The sequence below is a fragment of the Bacteroides sp. Marseille-P8574 genome (assembly GCF_902825465.1).
Lineage (GTDB): Bacteria > Bacteroidota > Bacteroidia > Bacteroidales > Bacteroidaceae > Bacteroides > Bacteroides uniformis.
This window is the reverse complement of record NZ_CADEBE010000002.1, coordinates 402,220-423,093: the sequence shown is the minus strand read 5'-3', so window position 1 is coordinate 423,093 and position 20,874 is coordinate 402,220. Positions and strand designations below refer to the sequence as shown.

Sequence of the window (20,874 nt, the reverse complement as noted above, 5' to 3'; positions counted from 1 at the left end):
TGAGTTATGAGTTATGAGTTATGAGTTATTTGTTGGCATGAGGGTGTTTTTTTTAAATGTTCACACAACACCACTCATCACTCATCACTTATCACTCATCCTTCTCCCGAGTATTTCCTGGGGTATCTCAGGAGAATGGCGAGTATGGCGCAGGCTCCCATGCAGAAGGGGTAGTATAGGTTTCCGATGATGCTGATGGGGGAGATGCCGGCAAGTCCGGCGGCTATCAGCATTTGTGCTCCGTAGGGGATGATACCTTGCACAAGGCATGAGAAGGTGTCCAGTATGCTGGCTGTTTTCCGGCGGTCCAGGTGGAAGCGGATGGTGATGTCCTTGGCTATGGGGCCGGTGGTGATGATGGCAATGGTGTTGTTGGCGGTGCAGAGATTGGCGATGCTGACCAGGGCGGCGATGCTGAATTCGGCTCCCCGCTTGCCGCTGACGTGGCGGGTCAGCCGGGAGATGATGAAGTCGATGCCGCCGTTGTAGCGGATGGTTTCGAGCATGCCTCCGGCCAGCAGGGTGATGATGATGAGCTCGCCCATGCCGGTGATGCCCGTTCCCATGGCTCCGAACCAGTCGAAGAAGGCGGTGCCGGTATAGATACCGATAATTCCGGTAGAGAGGATGCCCAGCAGCAGTACCAGCATGACGTTGACGCCTGCTACGGCCGTACCCAGTACGATGAGGTAGGGGATTACCTTTATCCACTCGATGGTCTGTACTTGTGGTGGGGCAGAGACGGACAGTCCTTGAAAGATATAGATGCCCAGTATGATAAGTGCTGCCGGTACCACAATCATAAAGTTGACACGGAACTTGTCCCTCATCACGCAGTCCTGCGTCTTGGTCGATGCAATGGTGGTGTCGGATATGAAGGAAAGATTGTCTCCGAAGAACGAGCCTCCCACCACGATGGCAACCATGTAGGGCAGGTCGATGCCCGTCTTTTCCGCCAGCCCCACGGCTACGGGAGTCAGTGCGACGATAGTTCCTACGCTTGTTCCTATCGAGAGGGAGATGAAGCAGGCGGCGATGAAGATGCCCGCCAGCAGCAGGTTGTCCGGCAGTATATGCAGGGTCAGATTTACGGTCGCATCAATGGCGCCCATCTGCTTGGCGCTTTGGGCGAATGCTCCTGCAAGGATGAATATCCATACCATCAGCATGATGTTCTTGTTACTGGCGCCCACGGAAAACTGGTAGATGCGCTGTTCCAGATTCAGGCCGCGCGTGATGGCGATGGCATAGCAGGACGAGGCGAGGAAGGCTACCGTGATGGGGACTTTATAGAAGTCGTTCACCAGGAGCGAAGTCACCAGATAGAGGCAAAGGAACACCGCCAACGGGCTGAGTGCCCACCAGCCGCTTTGGGTTTTAGGGGTTGTATCGGTTGTTGCTGACATAGTTGTATTGTTTGGTTGAGATTAATGGTTCACCACAGATTTCTACCTTTCAATCAATTCCATGTTAATCGGGGTAATCTGTGGTGAAATCAATTCCGCCGCAAAGGTAACAAAAACAAAGGGCGGCACAAAATGGTTTTGTCCCGCCCTCCATCTATCAGTCTTTAATTTTCAATTTACAAAGTTACTCCGGTCTTGAAGATGGCTATTTCCTTGTAGCCTTTCTTTTCGTTGTTCACGAATTCACCGCTTGCTACTTTGATGATATACTCGATGAAGCGTTCGCAGGTTTGCTTCATCGGTTCGTTCTCGACGATAACTCCGGCGTTGAAGTCTATCCAGCCCGGTTTGTTCTTTGCTAAAGTGGAGTTGGTGGAAATCTTCATGGTCGGCACATAGGTTCCGAAGGGTGTTCCGCGTCCTGTGGTGAACAGCACCATGTGGCATCCGCAAGAGGCAAGGGCAGTGGCGGCTACAAGGTCGTTTCCCGGAGCAGACAGCAGGTTCAGTCCCTTTACTTTCAGGCGTTCGCCATATGGAAGTACCCCTTCCACGTAGCTTGTGCCGCATTTCTGGGTGCATCCCAAGGCCTTGTCCTCCAATGTAGAGATGCCACCTGCCTTATTTCCCGGAGACGGGTTTTCGCCTACCGGTTCACCGTGTGAGAGGAAATATTCCTTGAAGTCATTAATCAGCTTCACCGTGTCCTCAAACAACTCTTTGGTGCGGCAGCGGTTCATCAGAATGGTTTCTGCACCGAACATTTCCGGTACTTCCGTCAGTACGCTGGTGCCGCCTTGTGCTACCAGGAAGTCGGAGAACATGCCCAGTAGCGGATTGGCGGTGATGCCGGAGAAACCGTCCGAACCGCCACACTTCAAGCCTACGCGCAATTCACTTAAGGGAATATCCTCGCGCTGGTCCTGGATGACTTTGGCATAAAGTTCGCGCAGCAGCTCCATGCCTTCTTCGTATTCATCACCCACTTTCTGGGTCACCATAAACTTTACGCGATCCCGGTCATAGTCTCCCAGAAACTCGCAGAATACATCCGGCTGGTTATTCTCACATCCCAGGCCTACCACGAGTACGGCTCCCGCATTGGGATGCAGCACTATGTCGCGGAGGATTTTCTTTGTATTCTCGTGGTCGTCACCCAACTGGGAGCAGCCGTAATTATGGGGATAAGCCATGATAGCATCCACGCCCTTTCCGCCCGTTTCGCGGCGCAGGCCTTCGGCAAGTTGGTTGATGATTCCGTTCACGCAGCCCACTGTCGGAATAATCCATATCTATTGCGCACGCCTACATCTCCGTTTTTGCGTTTGTACCCTCTAAAGGTCAGGTTTGGCGCGCCAGTATTGAGGTTTAGGACCGTAGTATTGAGGTCTACATTGATGGGGTTGTATGTGTATTCCAGCAACCCGGACAAGTTGGTCTTGATATTGTTTTCATTCATCCAGTCTCCCTGCTTCTGCGCTTTCCGGGCATGGCCGATGGGGTATCCGTATTTAATGACGTTTTCGCCTTCCTCAAAGTCTTTCAGTGCAAATTTGTGTCCGGCAGGAACATCCTCATTCAAGGTGATTTCCTTTCCGTCCACCGTGAGTTTTTCACCAGCCGGAAGTGCTGTGATAGCCACTGCAATATTGTCGGAAGGGTTGATTTTCAGGTACTTTGCCTCCATCTTTTAAATTCCCCATTTACCATCTACAATGTACAATTTGGCTGCGCTGCGCTAGTATTAGTCCCCTTCCGCATGCCCGAATTGTACATTGTAGATGGTACATTGTACATGCAACTATTTATTGTAATAAAACTCTATATTCTCCTTCGTTAGCAAGTCAATTGGCATGAAGTTTTCCCTTGTGATTTCCTTCTTCAGAATCAGGTATTCGCACAAGGCCTTGATGCCGTCGAATCCTTGCAGGGTGGGCTGTTGTGCTATGAGGAAGAAGATGCTTCCTTGTTTCAGACAGTCTACATTGCGTTGCAGCAGGTCATAGCCCATCAGGTTGAAGTTTTTTTTCTGCTTCTTCAGCAGGTATTCCCCGATGATGTATGCTTTGGAGTTGAAGGTGATTCCGTTCTTTACGGTAGGATGCTCTTGGAAGAACTCGTCTAGCATCAGTGTGTCCTCGCTGTCGCGCTTGGCATGCAGGTCCAGTTCCCAGATGCGGCAGGCGGGATGATGCTTCTGCATGTATTCGCGGAAACCTATTTCGCGGCGTTCCTGCTGGTTCGACCCAACGATGCCTTCGTTTATTTTGCGGAAGATGACGATTTCCTGCGCGTCTTCTCCGGCAAGCAGCATCAGCATGCGGGCGGCAAAATATCCGCTTTGGTGCGAGTTCTGCCCGTAGAAGGATAGGGCGGGCTCTTCCTTTATATTGGAGTCTATATATATATAAGGTATATTATGTTGCGTCAACTCATCCGTAAAGGGCTTGGTGTATTGCGGAACGGTGGGGGCAAACATCACTCCGTCCGGCTCCAGTGACAGAATCTGTCTGGAGGCTTCCGCGAATGAATGATAGTCATACGGGTCATAGTAGGAGAGGTGCACGGCGACGTTAAAGTCAGAATAAGTCTCTACGGCGTTGTGTATGCCTGTCTCTACGTCTGTCCAGTATTCGCCTTTCTCGTGCAGTGGCAGCAGGCAGGCAAATGTGTACTTCTTGTTCGAAGCCAGTGCACTGGCATACATATTTGGTTGGTAATCCAGCTGTTTCAGGATTTCTTCCACCCGTTTCCGGCTGGATTCGGACACACCGCTGCGTCCGTGAATCACACGGTCGACGGTTCCCACTGATACGTCTGCCATCTTGGCAATATCTTTTATTCTGACTCTTTCCATCTATATTTATAATTTACAATGTACCAAGTAGAGTATATGTCTTGTGCTCGTGCACAATAATAATCTTGATATTTCCGCTACAAATATATGATAATTTTTTGTATTTCAAAAATTGTTGTATCTTTGTGTCCGCACACGAAGGTTGTGAAGAACGAATGTTGTTTTGATTTACTATTCACAGTTTCAAGTGTTTAAGTTCTTTTTATACCTCGTAATGATAAATTGAAAGGAAATAAATTAATTTCATATTAAAATAAAATATAGAAAGATTATGGGAAAGAAAGTAGTTACATTAGGTGAAATAATGCTGAGACTGTCTACTCCGGGAAATACCCGTTTTGTGCAGTCCGACTCTTTTGATGTGGTATATGGCGGTGGTGAGGCCAACGTAGCTGTCAGCTGTGCCAACTACGGGCATGATGCTTATTTTGTAACCAAGTTGCCGAAACATGAAATAGGCCAGTCGGCTGTCAACGCATTGCGCAAGTATGGCGTAAAGACAGATTTCATTGCGCGTGGTGGTGATCGTGTAGGTATCTACTATCTTGAAACTGGTGCTTCCATGCGTCCCAGTAAGGTAATCTATGACCGTGCACACTCTGCCATTGCCGAGGCAGATGCGGCAGACTTTGATTTTGATGCCATCATGGAAGGTGCAGACTGGTTCCATTGGTCAGGTATCACTCCCGCCATCTCCGACAAGGCTGCGGAACTGACTCGCTTGGCTTGCGAAGCTGCCAAGCGTCACGGCGTTATGGTGTCGGTAGACCTCAATTTCCGTAAAAAACTCTGGACCAAAGAAAAAGCCCAGTCCATCATGAAGCCTTTGATGCAGTATGTGGATGTCTGCATCGGCAATGAAGAGGATGCTGAACTCTGTCTGGGCTTCAAGCCCGATGCAGACGTGGAAGGCGGCAAGACGGACGCTGAAGGCTACAAGGGAATCTTCAAGGCGATGGCGAAGGAATTCGGCTTCAAATATGTCATCTCTACGTTGCGCGAGTCTTTCTCTGCCACCCACAACGGCTGGAAGGCAATGATTTACAACGGTGAGGAATTCTACGAATCAAAGCGTTACGACATCAATCCTATCATCGACCGCGTAGGTGGTGGCGACTCTTTCTCAGGCGGTATCATCCACGGCCTGCTGACAAAACCTAACCAGGGTGCCGCCCTCGAATTTGCAGTAGCGGCTTCTGCCTTGAAGCATACTATCAACGGTGACTTCAACCTTGTTTCTACAGAAGAGGTAGAAGCGCTGGCAGGGGGGGATGCAAGCGGACGAGTACAGAGATAAATTTATTTACTATTAGACTATTTACGATTTACTATTTGATACTCTTGTTGATGACGACAGAAGAACTGAAGAATAGGTTGAAGGTATTTGCGGTAAGGGTTGTCAAATTGGTAGACAAGTTGCCTAATACATCAGCTGGTAGAGCGATTGGTAATCAGATTGTTCGTTCCGGAACATCTCCTGCAGCCAATTATCGAGCTGCTTGTTTGGGAAAATCAGATAAGGATTTCTTGAATAAATTGAAGATGGTGGAAGAAGAACTCGATGAAACTTTGTATTGGATAGAGCTTCTTGGTGATACCGCTTTAATAAAATCGGAATTACTTACTGATTTGTATAAAGAAAACGAAGAACTTCTGAAAATAATAGTCAGTTCAATAACGACCATGAAGGTAAGAATGAATAGTAAATAGTTTAATAGTAATGAATAGCAGAACATTTAAATAGTAAATAGTCAAATAGTAAATAAAAAGATGAGTAAATTTGATAAAATCGCAGTATTGAATAAGATTGGTTCTACCGGAATGGTGCCCGTCTTTTATCATAAGGATGCAGAAGTTGCAAAGAAAGTTGTAAAGGCTTGTTACGATGGAGGTGTTCGTGCGTTCGAGTTCACGAACCGTGGTGACTTTGCCCACGAGGTGTTTGCGGAAGTTGTGAAGTTTGCGGCAAAAGAGTGCCCGGAGATGGCGATGGGTGTAGGTTCCATCGTCGACCCTGCTACTGCGGCGCTGTATTTGCAGTTGGGGGCATGTTTCGTTGTAGGCCCGTTGTTCAACCCGGAGATTGCTAAGATTTGTAACCGTCGTCTGGTAGCTTATACTCCGGGGTGCGGCAGCGTTTCAGAAGTAGGTTTCGCGCAAGAAGCAGGTTGCGATCTCTGCAAGATATTCCCGGGCGATGTGCTTGGTGCCAAACTTGTGAAAGGTTTGCTGGCTCCGATGCCCTGGTCCAAGCTGATGGTGACCGGTGGAGTGGAGCCGACCCAGGAAAACCTGACCTCTTGGATTAAGGCGGGTGTGTTCTGCGTAGGTATGGGTTCCAAACTCTTCCCGAAGGATAAGGTCGCTGCTGAAGACTGGACTTATGTTACGGAAAAATGTAAAGAAGCTTTGGGCTATATTGCTGAAGCGAGGAAATAAATAAGAAATTCATTTTGTTTAAAGGTGTTTAAAGGGGACAGTCATCGAAGCGTTTCGGCGTTTCGGTGGCTTGTTTTTTACTGGAAAGTATGCTCCCGATGAACAACAAATTGTTTATAAGTGTAAACTATACCCTTAAACTCTAAAACAATGTTATAAAACGCGCGAAAAATGTGTCGGCATTTTGTGCGCGCGGATAAAACACTTACCTTTGCAGTGCAGTTGGGAAACTGCATTTGGATTTGATAAATAATAAAACAGTTTTCAATAAAGGATATTAGTTATTAGGTAAAAGGATTGAAAATAGATTTTTTTCATAAGCTAAATGTTTTGAATAAATAGGTAAATTAGGTAAAGGTAAAATTGGATTTTGAAGTTTTCAGAATAGGTAATTGAAGTTTTATTTTTTAGGTAAAGAGAAAGATTGATGTTTAGGTAACATTGATGTAGTTTAAAAGAAAAGCCTTTAAGGCTTTTCTTATAGGGGCGAGGGGTTCGTGAGAGCTTGCTCGTTTTTTTATTCCTATATTCTTCGCATTTTTTGTATATTTTATCAAACTCTACTTCTTTTTTGTATCTTTGTGTCGGATACCCATTAAAAACAAGCAGCAGCTCTAAAGCTTAAATAGCCCTGAATTTGGAACATATATTGAATATACTTGATTGGCTTTTGTACATATTGTTTGCAATAAACATACTGTATCTATTGGTTTACAGTCTGGCGTCACGCCGACGTGACCTGCCTCTACCCCCTCCAGCCAAGGAACACAAACGTTTTGCCATATTGATTCCTGCCTATCGCGAAGATGCCGTGATACACGAGTGTGTTCATTCATGCCTGGAGCAGGATTATCCCGCCGACTGTTTTGATACGGTTGTCATTTCGGACCGTATGCAGCCCGAAACCAACGCTTCCCTCGCTATGCTTCCTGTCCGCCTGGTTGAAGTGCATTTTGAGAAAAGTACCAAGTCCAAATCTCTGAATGCCGCCATGACTGCCATCGGTAATAATTATGACATCGCTTTGGTGCTCGATGCGGACAATGTCATCCCTTACGATTATCTGAGTGATATTAACGACCTCTTCGCCAATCCGGAAGTCGAGATTGTGCAGACCCACCGGAGTGCAAAGAACCTGAACAATGACATGGCCTTGCTCGATGCCATCAGTGAGGAAATCAATAACACCATTTTCCGTTTGGGGCATGCCAAGCTGGGCTTGTCGGCCGCCCTTATCGGTTCCGGCATGGCGTTCCGTTATGACTTGTTCCGTGATACGATGGCTGACATCAAGGCTGTAGGCGGTTTCGACCGTGAATTGGAGCTGACCCTGCTCTATCGCGGCAAGCGCTTTTATTATCTGCCCGAAACCTTTGTATTTGATGAGAAGATACAGAACACCGGTGATTTCTCCCGTCAGCGCCGCCGCTGGCTGTCGGCACAATGGCACTACTGCCAGACTTTCGCCAAGTTTCTGTGGAAGGCGCTTGTTGCGCGTAACTGGGACTTCTGCGACAAGCTTTTCCAGCAGCTTTCCATTCCTCGCCTGCTGTTGGTGGGCTTCACGTTCCTCTTCTCCGTGTTGTTCACGGTTTATCGCTGGACATGGGGGCTGAAGTGGTGGCTGCTCTTGGTGTTGCTCGCTGTCGCACTGCTCGTTGCCGTTCCCAAAAGGTTCTGCACCAGCCGCCTGGCAATGGCCCTGCAAAAGATACCCTATACATTCCTGCTGATGGCAGGAAACATCTTCAAGCTGAGGGGAGCAAACAAGACCTTTATACATACCAGGCATGGGGTGGTGGAATAGAAAGGGATACACAATAAACAAGTCTATAAGCAAACAAATGATATACGGAAAAATCACTTTAGAAGATTGGCGTACAGCCTGTGTAGAGGGAGAAGAGCCGGAATCTTCTTTTGAAAGTTATAATCTGAGACTTTTCTTTTTCGGAACTTTGTATAATCGGGACACCTTGCAGGCAACTCCGGATGATACCAATGCCAAGCTTGCTGCCGATGCGTTTCTATCCGATCCGGCATATGGCTTTTCACGTCTGGACGGTTCGTTCACCATAGTATATTATTCAGAAAATGAATGCGGAGTGGTGCGCGACCATCATGGCACGCATTATCCCGTCTATTGTCACATTGATGGTAATTTTGCCACTTCCTGGCAATTTTTAGAGGACCAACTGGAAGAAAATTTCGAGCCTAATCTGGTTTCATTGAGTACATTCCTTCAGCGTGGCATTTTGAAGAAGAATAATTTCGCCCTATTCGATGTTCATTCTTTAGGTGCCGGCGAAAAGTTCTACATGTTGACAGAGCTTGGTTATCTGATGCCGGTTTGGGCTTCTGTAAAGTTAGAGACACAAGCGAACGTACATTCCATGTTTGATTCGCTGAAGGAAAGAAATCCCGGCTTATATGAGAAGGTGGCAGATGACATTTATTGTCTGAAGCGCGACAGCGTTTTTGAGCATGAACCCAAGGTGGCGACTGAACGGAATCCGGATGTCGAGGCCTATTCCCGCCGTTATGGAGAATTGCATGCGCAAGCCATCCGTCGGCGTATCGGAGACAGCCGCAAGGTAGGCATCCTGCTGAGTGGCGGCTATGATTCCGGGTCCAACCTTGCTGCGCTGCGCAGCATTTACGACGGCCAGATTGACTCCTATTCCGTGGGCTTTAAAGGAGATGCCTGGACGGAGCTGCCCATGGCCCGTCTGATGTCCGAAACCTTCGGCACGCGCCATCATGAGTACGAGATTGACGGTACGGAAACCAGTGCCTTGCTCGACATTGTCCGTTTTCTGGGTGAGCCTTTTATGGAAGGCGGGCTGATGGTAAACTATTGTGCCATGCGCATGATAGGCGATGACAAGCCCGACGTGATTCTGGGAGGTGACGGCAGTGACCAGTATTTCGGTACTTCCGGTCGCGAAGTGGCGTTGCATTATCTAGCCGCCCGCATAGGATTGCGTCCCTTGCTGCGTGGCATCAGCCGTCTGCTGGAGCATGAAACCTTTGATACCGGCGGAGAGCTTTCCCGCATTAATTTCCATTTGGATAAGATACTTCATATTCTGGAAGGGGAGCGTTTCGGCTTTTCCGACTCTGCCTTGTGTGCCCTTCTGCAAAATCCGGAAGAAGATTTTGAGCCGGTAAAATCACTACGGCCCGATATCCATAGTTTCGAGCATCTTTACGCGCAGCATGCCATTCTTTCCGATTTGGAGACTGTAATCAACCGTATCATTCTTTTCAAGGCTTCCAGCATGGCACGCATGTTCGGTAACAATCTGACGTATCCTTTTATGGACCTGGAGCTTTTCCATTTCCTGCAGGAGCTACCGGTAGGGTTGAAGTGCAGGGGCAGCAGTATACTGGACATTGCGCGGGGTCGTTCCGTTTCTAAATATCTGTTAAAGCACCATTATAAACCTTTACTTCCCGAGGCCATTACCTTGAAGAAGAAGCAGGGCGGTTTTGCACCTATGCCACTGTTCTTCCGTGATAGGGCCCGACGTGCTCTCTTTAAGGAATTCATTCTTGCTTCCGGCATTATGGACAACTATCTGCGTCGTGATGCAGTGAAGAAGTTTCTTACAGATTATGAACAAGTTGCAGAGAAGGAGGGCGGTTGGTTCTGGCATAGGCAGAACAAGGCTTTGCAATATTTCAATCTGTTGACGCTTGTTGTGTGGTGGGAAGAGTTTGTGGAAGGCCATGAGGTGAAATTCTGAAAATATGATTGAAAGTATGAAAGTTTCCATTATTGTTCCGGTTTATAATGTTGCCAAGTACATAGAACGGTGTCTGCTGTCTGTGTTGAACCAGACCTGGCCGGATTTGGAAGTTATTCTTGTGAATGACTGCACTCCGGATAACTCTATGGAGATAGTCAGACGGGTGGTGGCTTCGCATCCGCGCGGAGCGGTGGTGAGATGTCTGGAACATGAAGAGAACAGAGGGCTTTCTGCTGCAAGAAACACCGGTATTTTAGCGTCTGTTGGCGATTATCTGTACTTCTTGGATAGCGACGACTATATTTCTGCGAATGCAATAGAGCTTTTGGCAGATGCAGCGGTGCAGAAGCGACCGGATTTTGTGATAGGCAATTACGAGGTGACCGGTGCCAGACGTTGGGCTCCTCCTTTATCATTAGGCACCGGGTTTTATGAAGGGAATGCTCTTGTACTTTCCACTTATGTGCAGGGAAAATGGTATGTCATGGCATGGAACAAACTGGTGAGTCGTCCCCTCGTTTTGCAGCATAAACTCTACTTCCAGGAGGGAATTGTACACGAGGATGATTTATGGTCATTTAAGTTGGCATGTATGGCTCAAAGTATGTATGTCGTCGGTGAGATCACTTACTATTATTCTATGCAGCCAGACTCCATCATGCGGGCGCCGTCTATGCGTAATTTGGAATGTCGTGTGCTGGTGCTGGGTTATATCTACGATTTTATCCGGTCTTCTCGGTGTTTGCAGGATAACCGGGATATATATATTTTTTTTGAGACTCTGAAGGCAAAATATTTTGACCGTATTCTGTATTTCACGAAAGACACATCCTTTCATTATCAGAGTTATTTGGTATTCAGGAACAAAAAGTATGCGTCTTTGTTGGAGATGACGGGCCTGCGTCCCGAATGGAAGCTGATGTTGCAGAACATCCATTATGTGCTTCCTACGTATGCCGGCTATTTGTATTTTAAGGCTTTTGTAAAGTCAGCCTACTATTTGTTGGTGTTGTCTATAAAAATGAAGGCAATGTTGCATACAAAATGAGCGAATATGAATCATGTCCCGGAAATATCCGTTATAGTACCCGTTTATAAGGTGGAAGAGTACTTGCCCAAGTGCATTGACAGTATTCTTGCACAGACCTTTACGAATTTTGAGTTGTTGCTGGTAGATGACGGGAGCCCAGACCGTTGCGGGGAGATTTGTGAAGAGTATGCCGGGAAGGATACGAGGATACGGGTGTTCCATCAACAGAACAGTGGCGTTAGCGCTGCACGTAATATAGGATTGCAGCATGCTAAGGGTACATATATTGTTTTTGTGGATTCAGATGATTGGGTTTCCACGGATTATTTGTTGCATTTATATAAGAGCCTGCCCGATACGGGTATTGGTTTGGTGATGGGAGGAGCTTTAAAATATTCAATTGATGGTAAGTTAATAGGAAAGATTACACTTCCAGAAATATTCATAGGAAGTAATATAGGTGAAGGTTTCGCGGAGTATGGCCTTGACCGTTTTGGATTTTCTTGTTCAAAACTATATAGTGCAGAATTGATTCGTGAAAATAAATTATGTTTTGATTGTAATGTCCATTGCATGGAAGATTTGATTTTTATGATAGATTACATATTGCTTTCGGATTATATCCGTCTTTGCAATTTCATGGACTATAATTATAGGATAGCCTATTCTGCAGAAACGCTTTCTTCCCGTATGAATATATACAGCGATGAGTACAATATTTTTTCAGCTTATAGAAGCAGAATGGAAAGATTTGAGGACGTTTGTTGCCTGTCGGATGAACTTACCTGCTATTTGAGGCACTCCGTAAGTCTGGTTTTTCAGCGTGTACTGCTATCCCTCCATACTAATGGCTACCCATTCAGGCAGCGGGTGGCTTGTCTGGACGATTTATTGTCCAAGGAAAAGGAATGGATAGAAGAAAGATTCATGCCAGATTATAAAGCAGATTGCATAGCGAAATATCTTCTTTGCCACATGGGAGGCGGTTTCTTTGATTGCTGGATTTCTTTGTTACGTTTTCTCCGGTTCAAAAAAAGTTTCGGGATGCATTGACTATAAATATGATAATATAGATAGAAATTCAAGATGAAAGAAGAACCTATTATATCCGTTATTGTTCCTATTTATAAAGTGGAACAATATTTGTCGCGCTGTGTTTCCAGTATTCTTTCGCAGACATTTGCAGATTTTGAACTATTGCTGATTGATGATGGTAGTCCCGATCGTTGTGGAGAAATTTGTGACGAATGGGCATCTAAGGATTATCGTGTCAGAGTATTTCATCAGGAGAACTCTGGAGTCAGTGTTGCACGAAACCGAGGGCTGGATCACGCCACCGGGAAGTATGTGGTTTTTGTAGATCCGGATGACTGGATACTGCCTGATTATTGCTTGGGGCTTTATAATTTGCAGGCAGCCTATTCAGGAAGAGGATTAGTGATTCAAGGGATGTTGTGTAGGAGAACTGATGGTACCTCTTTGCCTTCTTTATCTTTGCCGGACCGTTATTTGCCTTTCTCCAGTATAGGTAAATCTTTTGCAGAGAATAATATTTGTGAAATGGGATATGCTGTGTCAAAAATTTATGCAAGGAGTATAATAGAAGAATTTTCAATTCGCTTTGATGAGAATATACATTGTCTTGAAGATTTGTTGTTTATGTATCAGTACTTGTTGCATTGTGATTATCTTGTATTGAACCATATGCAGAATTATGTGTACGTGAAACATTCCTTTTCACTATCCCACCGTATTCATTCATTTGAATCTGAATACTGTTGTTTCGTGAAATATCAACAGCTTCTGGCAGAAATGATGAAAGTATGGAAAATACCAGCGGGAGATATGGTAGTTACAGTTAATTCTATGCTGGTTCCATTCCGAAGAGCTTTGAAAAGTGATTATCAGCCGGATAGGACTATCCCGCGTGAGATGAGGGTAAAGCATCTGAAGAGGATGATTTCAGAAAGTAGGGATGTTTTTTTGAAATATTATCATCCGGTATTTAAGACAGATAAATTGGGAAAGGTTCTTTTAGGATTCAACTGCTATATATTATATGATTTCTATATTCGTCTTTTGTTCCGTTTGAATATAGGGCCGGTGTTTTATGGGCCTAAACATATGTATTAACTGATTTGTTGTCAAAAGTAAGGAGTATGGATTATACTTATACTATTATTATACCTCATAAGAATGCTCCGTTGTTGTTGCAGCGCTGTTTGGATTCTATTCCTTTCCGTGATGACATCCAAATTATTGTGGTTGATGATGACAGTTCTTCTGATGTCGTGGATTTTATGGACTTTCCGGGAAGTAGTCGGGAAGATGTAGAAATCATTTTCACCAAAGAAGGGAAGGGAGCTGGATATGCCCGTAATTGTGGCCTGCTTCATGCTCGAGGCAAGTGGCTGCTGTTTGCTGATGCTGATGATTTTTTTCTGCCCGGTTTTTTAGAGGTACTGGATTGTTATTGTGCTACGGACTACGATTTGATAACATTCAGAGCTACAAGTGCAGATTCGGAAACTTTAGTTCCTATGCGTTCACGTCAATCTGATTTTTTAGGTTTTGATGTGACTGAAAGCATAGATGCGGAGAGACTAAAATATCGGAATGATGTACCCTGGGCAAAAATGGTTTCCAGAAATATAGTTCAGAAGCATTCCATCCAATTTGATGAGACATTGGCTGGAAATGATGTAATGTTCTCTTATTATTTGGATTATTACGCTCGGAATGTGGCAATATGCTCTGTAGCCATTTATTGTGCTACAATACGTGAGGGTTCTTTACAATATAGTGTTTTGCTCGACAATTTGTTGGCACGGGTTTGGGTAGCATGTCGCTGTAACCGGTTTCTGAGAAAAATAAATCGGGAAGATAGACTTGTGAGCAGCTATTACCGTGTGATGCAATGCAGAAAGTATTTCGGAAGGCGGGGATATTACAAAGCCTTGTGGATTTTTATATGCAATGAACAATGGAATATCGTGTATGGTACCTTTAGGGGTGTTTTTATGGATAAAATGAAAAATATTTGCGAAAAGTTGAAATTATGGTAGAGTCTCGTCTCAAAAAAAGCTATTTGAATGCCCGGGTAAATGTGCTTTTTTATTTTATTACCCTATTCATCTCTTTTTTTTCTCGCAAGATATTCTTGGATATGTTGGGAGCAGATTTTGTGGGTCTAATGGGGACATTACAAAATTTATTGGGTTTCTTGAATTTGGCCGAATTAGGAATTGGGGCATCTATTGGTTTTGTACTTTATAAACCTTTATTTAATGATGACAAGGACAAGATACGAGATATTATTTCTGTATTGGGGTATCTTTATCGCAACGTCGGATTGATAATTATAGGGGTAGGGCTCATATTGGCTTGTTTTCTTCCTTTGATATTTGCAAATATCAGTATTGATTTAGGTGTAGTCTATTTTGCCTATTTTGCTTTTTTGTCTTCTGCCCTCATCAGTTACTTTATTAATTATCGGCAAACTTTGTTAGGAGCCGATCAACGTAATTATGTTGTAACGGCCTATTTCCAGACTGCAAATATTATAAAGATATTGGTACAGATGATGCTTGTTTGCTACATAGGTAGTTTTTATCTATGGATTGCCATTGAATTACTTTTTGGCATCTTATATTCATATATACTTAACTGGAAGATAAATAGGGTATATCCATGGCTGAAGTGTAGTATTGCTGAAGGTCGTCGAAAATATCCGGAGAATAAGATAATCGTACGCAAGGCACGCCAAATGTTTGTACATCAATTGGCAGGAATGGGGCGGTCTCAATTACTTCCTTTTTTGGTTTACGCGTTTACTTCCTTAAAATTGGTAGCCTATTATAGCAATTACATGTTGCTGTTGACGAAATTGAACCAGCTCGTTAATAATTTCTTAGGAAGTACGGGAGCAGGAGTGGGTAATTTGATTGCCGAAGGTGACTCAAAGCGCATACAACAAGTATTTTGGGAACTCAGCTCTTTACGTTTTATGGTAGCTTCCTTTTTAACATTTGCTCTCTATCATTTGATGGATTCTTTTATTATTGTATGGTTAGGAGCAGAGTATGTGCTGCCTCATTCTGTATTGATAGTGATTCTTGCCAACTTTTTTATTAGTCAGTTCCGTGGCACGAATGATCAGTTTATTTATGGTTATGGGCTTTTTCAAGATACTTGGGCGCCTATTGCTACACTTGGAATTACGATATTGGTAGCATTGGTTGGCGGGTATTATTGGGGGTTGCCGGGAGTGTTACTGGGGGATGTTGCCAGTTCCATAACTGTCATAAGCATTTGGAAACCTTATTTCTTATATCGTGACGGTTTTAAAATGAACGTTAGTGTTTATTGGAAGAATATCTTGTTGTATTTATGTCTGTGTGCTTTGTCTTGGCTATTAGCGGATGTCATTCTTTCATTATTACCTTTATCAGAACCTATGGAAGGCTACTTGGAATGGATTTTCTATGCTTTGATTTCTTCACTGTTATTTTTGGTGATTTTAACCATTTTCTTTTATTGCTTTTCAAAGGGTATTCGAACGTTGTTGGGACGTTTTATTCATTTGTAATTTTCAAGGTGTATGATGCGTTATATTGGAAAGCTGTGTGTATGGATAGAGGACGATTATTTCGTTATTCTTATGCTGATTCTTAGAATTTTATTTTATCTTTGTGTGGTAGGCTTTTTGCAAAATAATCTAAAGATGACTTGAAATGATACCCAAAACGATTCATTATTGCTGGTTCAATGATACGCCGATACCTTATAGTTTACAGGTGTGTATGGATTCATGGAAGAAAAATCTCCCTGACTATAAATGGAAATTATGGAGTTTAAAGGATTTTGATGTAAATTCTTTGTCATGGACCAAAGAGGCCTTTAGTGTAGGTGCTTTAGCTTTTGTGACAGATTATGTGCGTTTACATGCATTATATACCGAAGGAGGAATATATATGGATACCGATGTCATGGTGAAAAAATCTTTTGATCCACTATTATCCAATGGCTTTTTTACTGCTATAGAATATCATCCGGAAATGATAGAGGGAGATGAGATGGCAGGTAAACGTCTTGGACCGGATGGAACAAATCGTTTCCCTGGTGTACGTGTACCAGGCTTAGGTTTGTTATCAGCCATATTAGGAGCTGAAAGGGGACATCCTTATTTAGTGGAAGCTATGAAATTCTATGAAGGTCGCCATTTTATACAAGAAGACGGTAGTTGGTATACAAAGGAGATAGCACCAGATGTGCTGGCGTTGGCTGCTGAAAAATTCGGATTAAAGTATAATAATGAAATAGAACAACAATTAGAAGAAAGAATGCTCATTCTTCCTTCTCGTATATTAGGAGCTGCTTGGAAACAAGTCACAGATGATACTATTGCCGTTCATTTAAGTAAAGGAAGTTGGCGTAAGCGTACATGGTTACGGAGCATTCTCACAAAACTTAATTTTTATCGAAAGATTTTCAGGGCTCAGAAGTAATCATTGGAGGTAGTAAAAGATTTACTCTCTCATTTATATTATACGGCTAAACTTTGTTGGATGCGCATTTTGCTTAATTAGAACAGATGTATGAATAAAAAATGAGGTGACAAAGCTTTTGTCATGCTTTGCCATCTCCATTTTCTTAGTTACCACTTCTCTTTTTTCACCTCAAAACACGGGCATTGTTTCGTCCATTCCATCGGTTCCACTTCTCCGTTGTTGTTATGGTCGGGACTGAGGTTGTGATGTCCCGCTACTTTTGCTCCCGGATAGTCCATCAGCAAAGCACGTACCAATACGCGGAGCGAGTGGTGTTGCCATTCCGTGCGTGTGGTCAGGATTTATCTGTCACGTTTAAATTGATTTTTTTCCATGATTGCCATTGTTTTTTCGTTTGTACTTAAAAAATGGTGCGAAGGTATGAAAAAATAAGAAGAGGATGAAGTTTTATAGGAATAATACAGCACCATTGGAATAAGGTGGAGATTCCTTATTCTATGGATCGCATTGTAAAAACTTACTTCTTATTTCTATTCAGAAAATACATCAGTACAAAATACATGACAGCGGATAAAGAGATTTCAATTATATGAACTTCTTCTGTAAAAAGGAAATCGAGACAAAGATAAGTGGCAAAGAAACCAAACGTTTGAATGAATAGAATTTTCTTTTTCATGATTTAAACACTAAAAGTATTTGGCGGGAATAATAAGTTTAACCTATACTGCAAAGGTATTGAATATTATTTTATATCCTATATTTAGAATTGATAAAAGCATGTGTGCTGATGTCTTTTCTGCAATGGCTTTGATACAATAAGAGAAGAATGTAGTTTGTATCACTAATGAAGGAACCAGGATAGTGATGTTCTTGAAGCTGGCATTCCACTTATTGTTTTTTTAAGTCCAAATCCATGACTGCATGATTTTGGGGCATTTTTTAGACAATATATAAATATCATGCTTTTTGATTGTTTTTATTATTAAATTTGCGTAAACTTTTAGAATTTCGGTTTAATAGTGATTTCTACAATGAATAGCATGAAATACTCGGAACTCATAAAAAATAATAGTTGTAACAATTACTGTCGTTGTTATTCTCATCATTTTTTGAATCTTAATAAGTGTATGTGTCCGGAACTCTGTTAGAATTGTACCCGAAGGAGAACGGTATTTGAAATCAGAATTTAAAAAACATTAGGTTATGTGTAAAAAATTATTTGGAATATTGGCATTGTTTTCTTTCCTTCCATATTTTTCAGTTTGCCAAAATAAATTTCGGGAAAATGGTTGGTATCATATTTTATCCGGACAAACAGATAGTATCTCCCGAGAACCTATCGTGACGATAAAAGATTTTATTTCACTTAGATTGGAAACGGACTATTTTGGGAAAAATGTGATTAGTGGGCAAATCAGTAAATACAAATTGAACAAATGGGCTAAAGAAACGGAAAAGGCAATAGGCAGGCAGATCGCTTTTGTATTCAACGACTCTATCATAACCAATCCACGTGTTAATTGTAGAATAGAAAGTGGGGCTTTCCAGATAACTTCCATTCTTGATAAAGAATTACCGGATATATATGAACGGCTGAAGCAAGAGAAGATCAATTCTATTGAAGCTCTTTTTGAAGGCTGGGAAAAAGACTCCTTGTTTTACGCGATGTCTCCGGAACAAAGAGATTCCATAAGAATGGTAACCGATTATTGGGAAGCCAGTGCATGGGTGGATCTAATAACTAAACCTGATGAACATTATTGGTACAGTATAACGGACTCTACTGAGTATAAAAAACTGGAAGAGGCATTAAAAGAAGAGCTTGGTAAACTCAATTTCAGCAGCAGGGTTTCAGACTATATGAAGTCTAAAGCATATCAGGCATATAAAACGTATATATGCAATAATCCTATATATATCAACCTTATGTTCAAAAGTTTCCTTTTCAAGCAATTCAAGGGGCTGAACGGCTATCTGATAGATGATATTATCCGGGCCAAATATCCTTCCGCCCCAAGTATAAGAACATATGTGGAAAAGACTGACGACTCCGATGATGAGAGATTTGCAGTGTATGAATGGCAGCGAAAAATCTGGTTTTTGATGAATAAGGAAAAAAAGAATCTATAGTTTTTTACTTCATGAAAGAAAATCTTTAATATGTATTTTTTGATAAAAGTAAGGACTTTGGCGTTAAAAATATTCGCCTGCTACCTGATTTATAATGCAAAAAAATCAATCGGACAATTGAACAACTGAATAAATCTTGGGGTGCTCGGTCTGAGGTCAGTGATCATTTCGTCGTGAATGAATACCAGAATGGAGAAATTACCACTCTTGGAAACATAAAAAATAACCGGAGTCGGATTATGATTTCCTTCTCCGGTTCGTAATTCCGGGCAACTCTGTATCAACAATCTTCTCAGCCAGCTTCGGATCCATTTCTGACCTGGGTATCGGAACGATAAGAAACCTCCTGAAATACCCATTGGACTTGTTGTTGGTTCTTGTAAGCTCCTTTAGACAGAAAAGGTTTTTGCATGCCCTTATTTTTCTAGCCAACGATTCAAGTGATTACCAGGAGCAACGATGACAAACTTATAGAACTTCGATTCTGGCAAAGCTTGTAGATCGACTGTGTAACTTCTCTTTCCGGCCGGTAGCGTCACCAATTTGATCCATTCGTCTTCATCTCCCTCTTTGAATTTATTTGTGACGGCAACATAAACGGTCACTGGAACATTCTCCGAATAACATTTCCAGGATAAACCGACCGTATTATCATAAGGCATTGTCTGCAAATCGTAAATGTCAGCATCCCCGACAAAGGACATGCCATCTTGTTCCCACAAGACAGATTGTGGAACCTCAAAGTCCATGAACCGGCAGATGGAAGGTGCAATATCGGTGATTGCCAAATTGCCGGATGTGAAATGACTGTTTACCGGTACATTCGTTGAAACCCAGGTCGTACGTTCACGCCAGGACTGTCCCCCGTGGTCGTGTCCATTCTCTCCGCGTCCATGATCGGTGGTAATAACGACCATCCATTCTTCATCAAAATTGGCCTCCCTATATTTCACGGCTTCCCAAATGCGGGCAACCTGCTCGTCTGCTTTACGCACATATTCATCGAAAAATGCTCCGTTACCGGCAATATGCCCTGCATCGTCAGTGTACCATAAATACACCCAACTCAGATCGGGCGCATCTGTGCGGATACCTTCAGCTGCATCTTTCGAAATTTGTTCGTCTATATCGAAAATATGCAAATCCTTCTCTTTTTTCGGAAAACGGATGCTGTCCAAATCGTAACCGTCTTTTACATAATCAATCTTGAGATAGTTTGTTTCCTTTTTCCCCTCCCCAATCAAAACTGTCCGGTTATTCGTCCAACTGGAATAGATAGCCGTTTTATATTTTTTGGGTTGCTCTTTGGCAATCCGAAAGATCGTCCAGTAATTGTAATTCGGTTTCAGGTCGGAATTGCCTCCTACGTTATGCTTATTAAACCAAGTTGCTGTCAGCAGATTGGTATAGCCAATAGCTGAGATTGTCGCCGTCTGTGAATATCCACCAATTTCTCCTCCGGTATATGCCCGACTGTAAGCGCCTTTTGAAGCAATATCGAATATAGCCGGTGTATGAAGCCTTTCAATCTGGTCGGCAGGAATTCCGTCAACAATTACATATACTGCCTTCTTTGCCTTAGCAAACGTCTGTGCAGACAATAACCAAGGATATAACGCAAGTATAACCACCCAAAGAATTTTAAAAAAACGTTTGCTATCTGAATTCCGCAAACCGGCTTTTAAAAAAACATTTGTCCCCATTATAAAAAAAGTTTTAGAAAATTATTAACTGATGCAATCTAAATTTGCAA

Annotated in this window: 15 protein-coding genes and 2 pseudogenes; 12 read left to right on the top strand and 5 right to left on the bottom strand. The window is 43.1% G+C overall.

All coding sequences use genetic code 11. From position 1 onward, the window contains the following. Window positions 1-95 precede the first annotated feature (95 nt). The 3 genes and pseudogenes from HUX74_RS14055 to HUX74_RS14045 all read right to left on the bottom strand — a co-directional run bounded on the left by HUX74_RS14055 (window position 96) and on the right by HUX74_RS14045 (window position 4,263). On the bottom strand, window positions 96-1,406 hold the full coding sequence (locus tag HUX74_RS14055) for a Na+/H+ antiporter NhaC family protein (RefSeq protein ID WP_174646894.1): 1,311 nt from the start codon (window positions 1,404-1,406) through the stop codon (window positions 96-98). Between the two features lie 176 nt (window positions 1,407-1,582). Next, a pseudogene (locus HUX74_RS14050) lies at window positions 1,583-3,093 on the bottom strand (UxaA family hydrolase). Window positions 3,094-3,207: 114 nt separating this feature from the next. Then, window positions 3,208-4,263 (bottom strand): LacI family DNA-binding transcriptional regulator, encoded by a 1,056-nt coding sequence (locus HUX74_RS14045; protein WP_117601367.1) that lies wholly within the window; start codon window positions 4,261-4,263, stop codon window positions 3,208-3,210. Window positions 4,264-4,534: 271 nt separating this feature from the next. Here HUX74_RS14045 and HUX74_RS14040 point away from each other — a divergent pair, with 271 nt between their 5' ends. The 11 genes from HUX74_RS14040 (at window position 4,535) to HUX74_RS13990 (ending at window position 16,988) form a co-directional block, all read left to right on the top strand. Next, window positions 4,535-5,560, top strand: coding sequence for a sugar kinase (locus tag HUX74_RS14040; RefSeq protein ID WP_117601366.1), 1,026 nt, complete (start codon window positions 4,535-4,537; stop codon window positions 5,558-5,560). Between the two features lie 50 nt (window positions 5,561-5,610). Beyond that, the gene (locus tag HUX74_RS14035; RefSeq protein ID WP_025832259.1) at window positions 5,611-5,973 is read left to right on the top strand and encodes a four helix bundle protein; all 363 of its coding nucleotides are present in this window, start codon (window positions 5,611-5,613) and stop codon (window positions 5,971-5,973) included. A 60-nt stretch (window positions 5,974-6,033) separates the two neighbouring features. Then, window positions 6,034-6,702: a bifunctional 4-hydroxy-2-oxoglutarate aldolase/2-dehydro-3-deoxy-phosphogluconate aldolase gene (locus HUX74_RS14030; protein ID WP_022401191.1), complete on the top strand. Its 669-nt coding sequence runs from the start codon at window positions 6,034-6,036 to the stop codon at window positions 6,700-6,702. 637 nt (window positions 6,703-7,339) lie between these two features. Next, window positions 7,340-8,509 carry a glycosyltransferase family 2 protein gene (locus HUX74_RS14025; RefSeq protein WP_119961502.1) on the top strand — a complete coding sequence of 390 codons (1,170 nt, stop codon included), beginning with the start codon at window positions 7,340-7,342 and terminating at the stop codon, window positions 8,507-8,509. 37 nt (window positions 8,510-8,546) lie between these two features. Then, window positions 8,547-10,448, top strand: coding sequence for an asparagine synthase C-terminal domain-containing protein (locus HUX74_RS14020; RefSeq protein WP_174646893.1), 1,902 nt, complete (start codon window positions 8,547-8,549; stop codon window positions 10,446-10,448). A 16-nt stretch (window positions 10,449-10,464) separates the two neighbouring features. Further along, the gene (locus HUX74_RS14015) at window positions 10,465-11,499 is read left to right on the top strand and encodes a glycosyltransferase family 2 protein (RefSeq protein ID WP_254592869.1); all 1,035 of its coding nucleotides are present in this window, start codon (window positions 10,465-10,467) and stop codon (window positions 11,497-11,499) included. Window positions 11,500-11,505: 6 nt separating this feature from the next. Then, complete coding sequence (locus tag HUX74_RS14010) at window positions 11,506-12,534, top strand: glycosyltransferase family 2 protein (RefSeq protein WP_174646891.1); 1,029 nt, start codon at window positions 11,506-11,508, stop codon at window positions 12,532-12,534. A gap of 33 nt (window positions 12,535-12,567) precedes the next feature. Further along, window positions 12,568-13,614: a glycosyltransferase family 2 protein gene (locus HUX74_RS14005; RefSeq protein WP_117601360.1), complete on the top strand. Its 1,047-nt coding sequence runs from the start codon at window positions 12,568-12,570 to the stop codon at window positions 13,612-13,614. 26 nt (window positions 13,615-13,640) lie between these two features. Beyond that, a complete protein-coding gene (locus tag HUX74_RS14000; RefSeq protein ID WP_117964516.1) occupies window positions 13,641-14,546 on the top strand; it encodes a glycosyltransferase in 906 nt (301 codons plus the stop codon). Further along, entirely contained in the window at window positions 14,540-16,069 is a 1,530-nt protein-coding gene (locus tag HUX74_RS13995; protein ID WP_117964517.1) for a lipopolysaccharide biosynthesis protein, read from the top strand. Before HUX74_RS14000 ends, HUX74_RS13995 begins: the two co-directional genes overlap by 7 nt. 145 nt (window positions 16,070-16,214) lie before the next feature. Continuing rightward, a complete protein-coding gene (locus HUX74_RS13990) occupies window positions 16,215-16,988 on the top strand; it encodes a glycosyltransferase family 32 protein (protein WP_174646890.1) in 774 nt (257 codons plus the stop codon). Between the two features lie 149 nt (window positions 16,989-17,137). Here the strand turns inward: HUX74_RS13990 and HUX74_RS13985 are convergent. Then, a pseudogene (locus HUX74_RS13985) lies at window positions 17,138-17,323 on the bottom strand (N-acetylmuramoyl-L-alanine amidase); the annotation flags it as partial. A gap of 871 nt (window positions 17,324-18,194) precedes the next feature. Here HUX74_RS13985 and HUX74_RS13980 point away from each other — a divergent pair. Beyond that, a complete protein-coding gene (locus tag HUX74_RS13980) occupies window positions 18,195-19,121 on the top strand; it encodes a hypothetical protein (protein WP_117601355.1) in 927 nt (308 codons plus the stop codon). 416 nt (window positions 19,122-19,537) lie between these two features. On the opposite strand, the gene HUX74_RS13975 is transcribed toward HUX74_RS13980, so the two are convergent. Next, complete coding sequence (locus HUX74_RS13975) at window positions 19,538-20,824, bottom strand: hypothetical protein (RefSeq protein WP_226791187.1); 1,287 nt, start codon at window positions 20,822-20,824, stop codon at window positions 19,538-19,540. Between the last annotated feature and the right edge of the window lie 50 nt (window positions 20,825-20,874).

Excerpts from the sequence above, each read along its gene's own strand:
- HUX74_RS14055 (WP_174646894.1), bottom strand. The coding sequence starts at position 1,406 with ATGTCAGCAACAACCGATACAACCCCTAAAACCCAAAGCGGCTGGTGG.
- HUX74_RS14045 (WP_117601367.1), bottom strand. The coding sequence starts at position 4,263 with ATGGAAAGAGTCAGAATAAAAGATATTGCCAAGATGGCAGACGTATCA.
- HUX74_RS14040 (WP_117601366.1), top strand. The coding sequence starts at position 4,535 with ATGGGAAAGAAAGTAGTTACATTAGGTGAAATAATGCTGAGACTGTCT.
- HUX74_RS14035 (WP_025832259.1), top strand. The coding sequence starts at position 5,611 with ATGACGACAGAAGAACTGAAGAATAGGTTGAAGGTATTTGCGGTAAGG.
- HUX74_RS14030 (WP_022401191.1), top strand. The coding sequence starts at position 6,034 with ATGAGTAAATTTGATAAAATCGCAGTATTGAATAAGATTGGTTCTACC.
- HUX74_RS14020 (WP_174646893.1), top strand. The coding sequence starts at position 8,547 with ATGATATACGGAAAAATCACTTTAGAAGATTGGCGTACAGCCTGTGTA.
- HUX74_RS14015 (WP_254592869.1), top strand. The coding sequence starts at position 10,465 with ATGAAAGTTTCCATTATTGTTCCGGTTTATAATGTTGCCAAGTACATA.
- HUX74_RS14010 (WP_174646891.1), top strand. The coding sequence starts at position 11,506 with ATGAATCATGTCCCGGAAATATCCGTTATAGTACCCGTTTATAAGGTG.
- HUX74_RS14005 (WP_117601360.1), top strand. The coding sequence starts at position 12,568 with ATGAAAGAAGAACCTATTATATCCGTTATTGTTCCTATTTATAAAGTG.
- HUX74_RS14000 (WP_117964516.1), top strand. The coding sequence starts at position 13,641 with ATGGATTATACTTATACTATTATTATACCTCATAAGAATGCTCCGTTG.
- HUX74_RS13995 (WP_117964517.1), top strand. The coding sequence starts at position 14,540 with ATGGTAGAGTCTCGTCTCAAAAAAAGCTATTTGAATGCCCGGGTAAAT.
- HUX74_RS13990 (WP_174646890.1), top strand. The coding sequence starts at position 16,215 with ATGATACCCAAAACGATTCATTATTGCTGGTTCAATGATACGCCGATA.
- HUX74_RS13980 (WP_117601355.1), top strand. The coding sequence starts at position 18,195 with ATGTGTAAAAAATTATTTGGAATATTGGCATTGTTTTCTTTCCTTCCA.
- HUX74_RS13975 (WP_226791187.1), bottom strand. The coding sequence starts at position 20,824 with ATGGGGACAAATGTTTTTTTAAAAGCCGGTTTGCGGAATTCAGATAGC.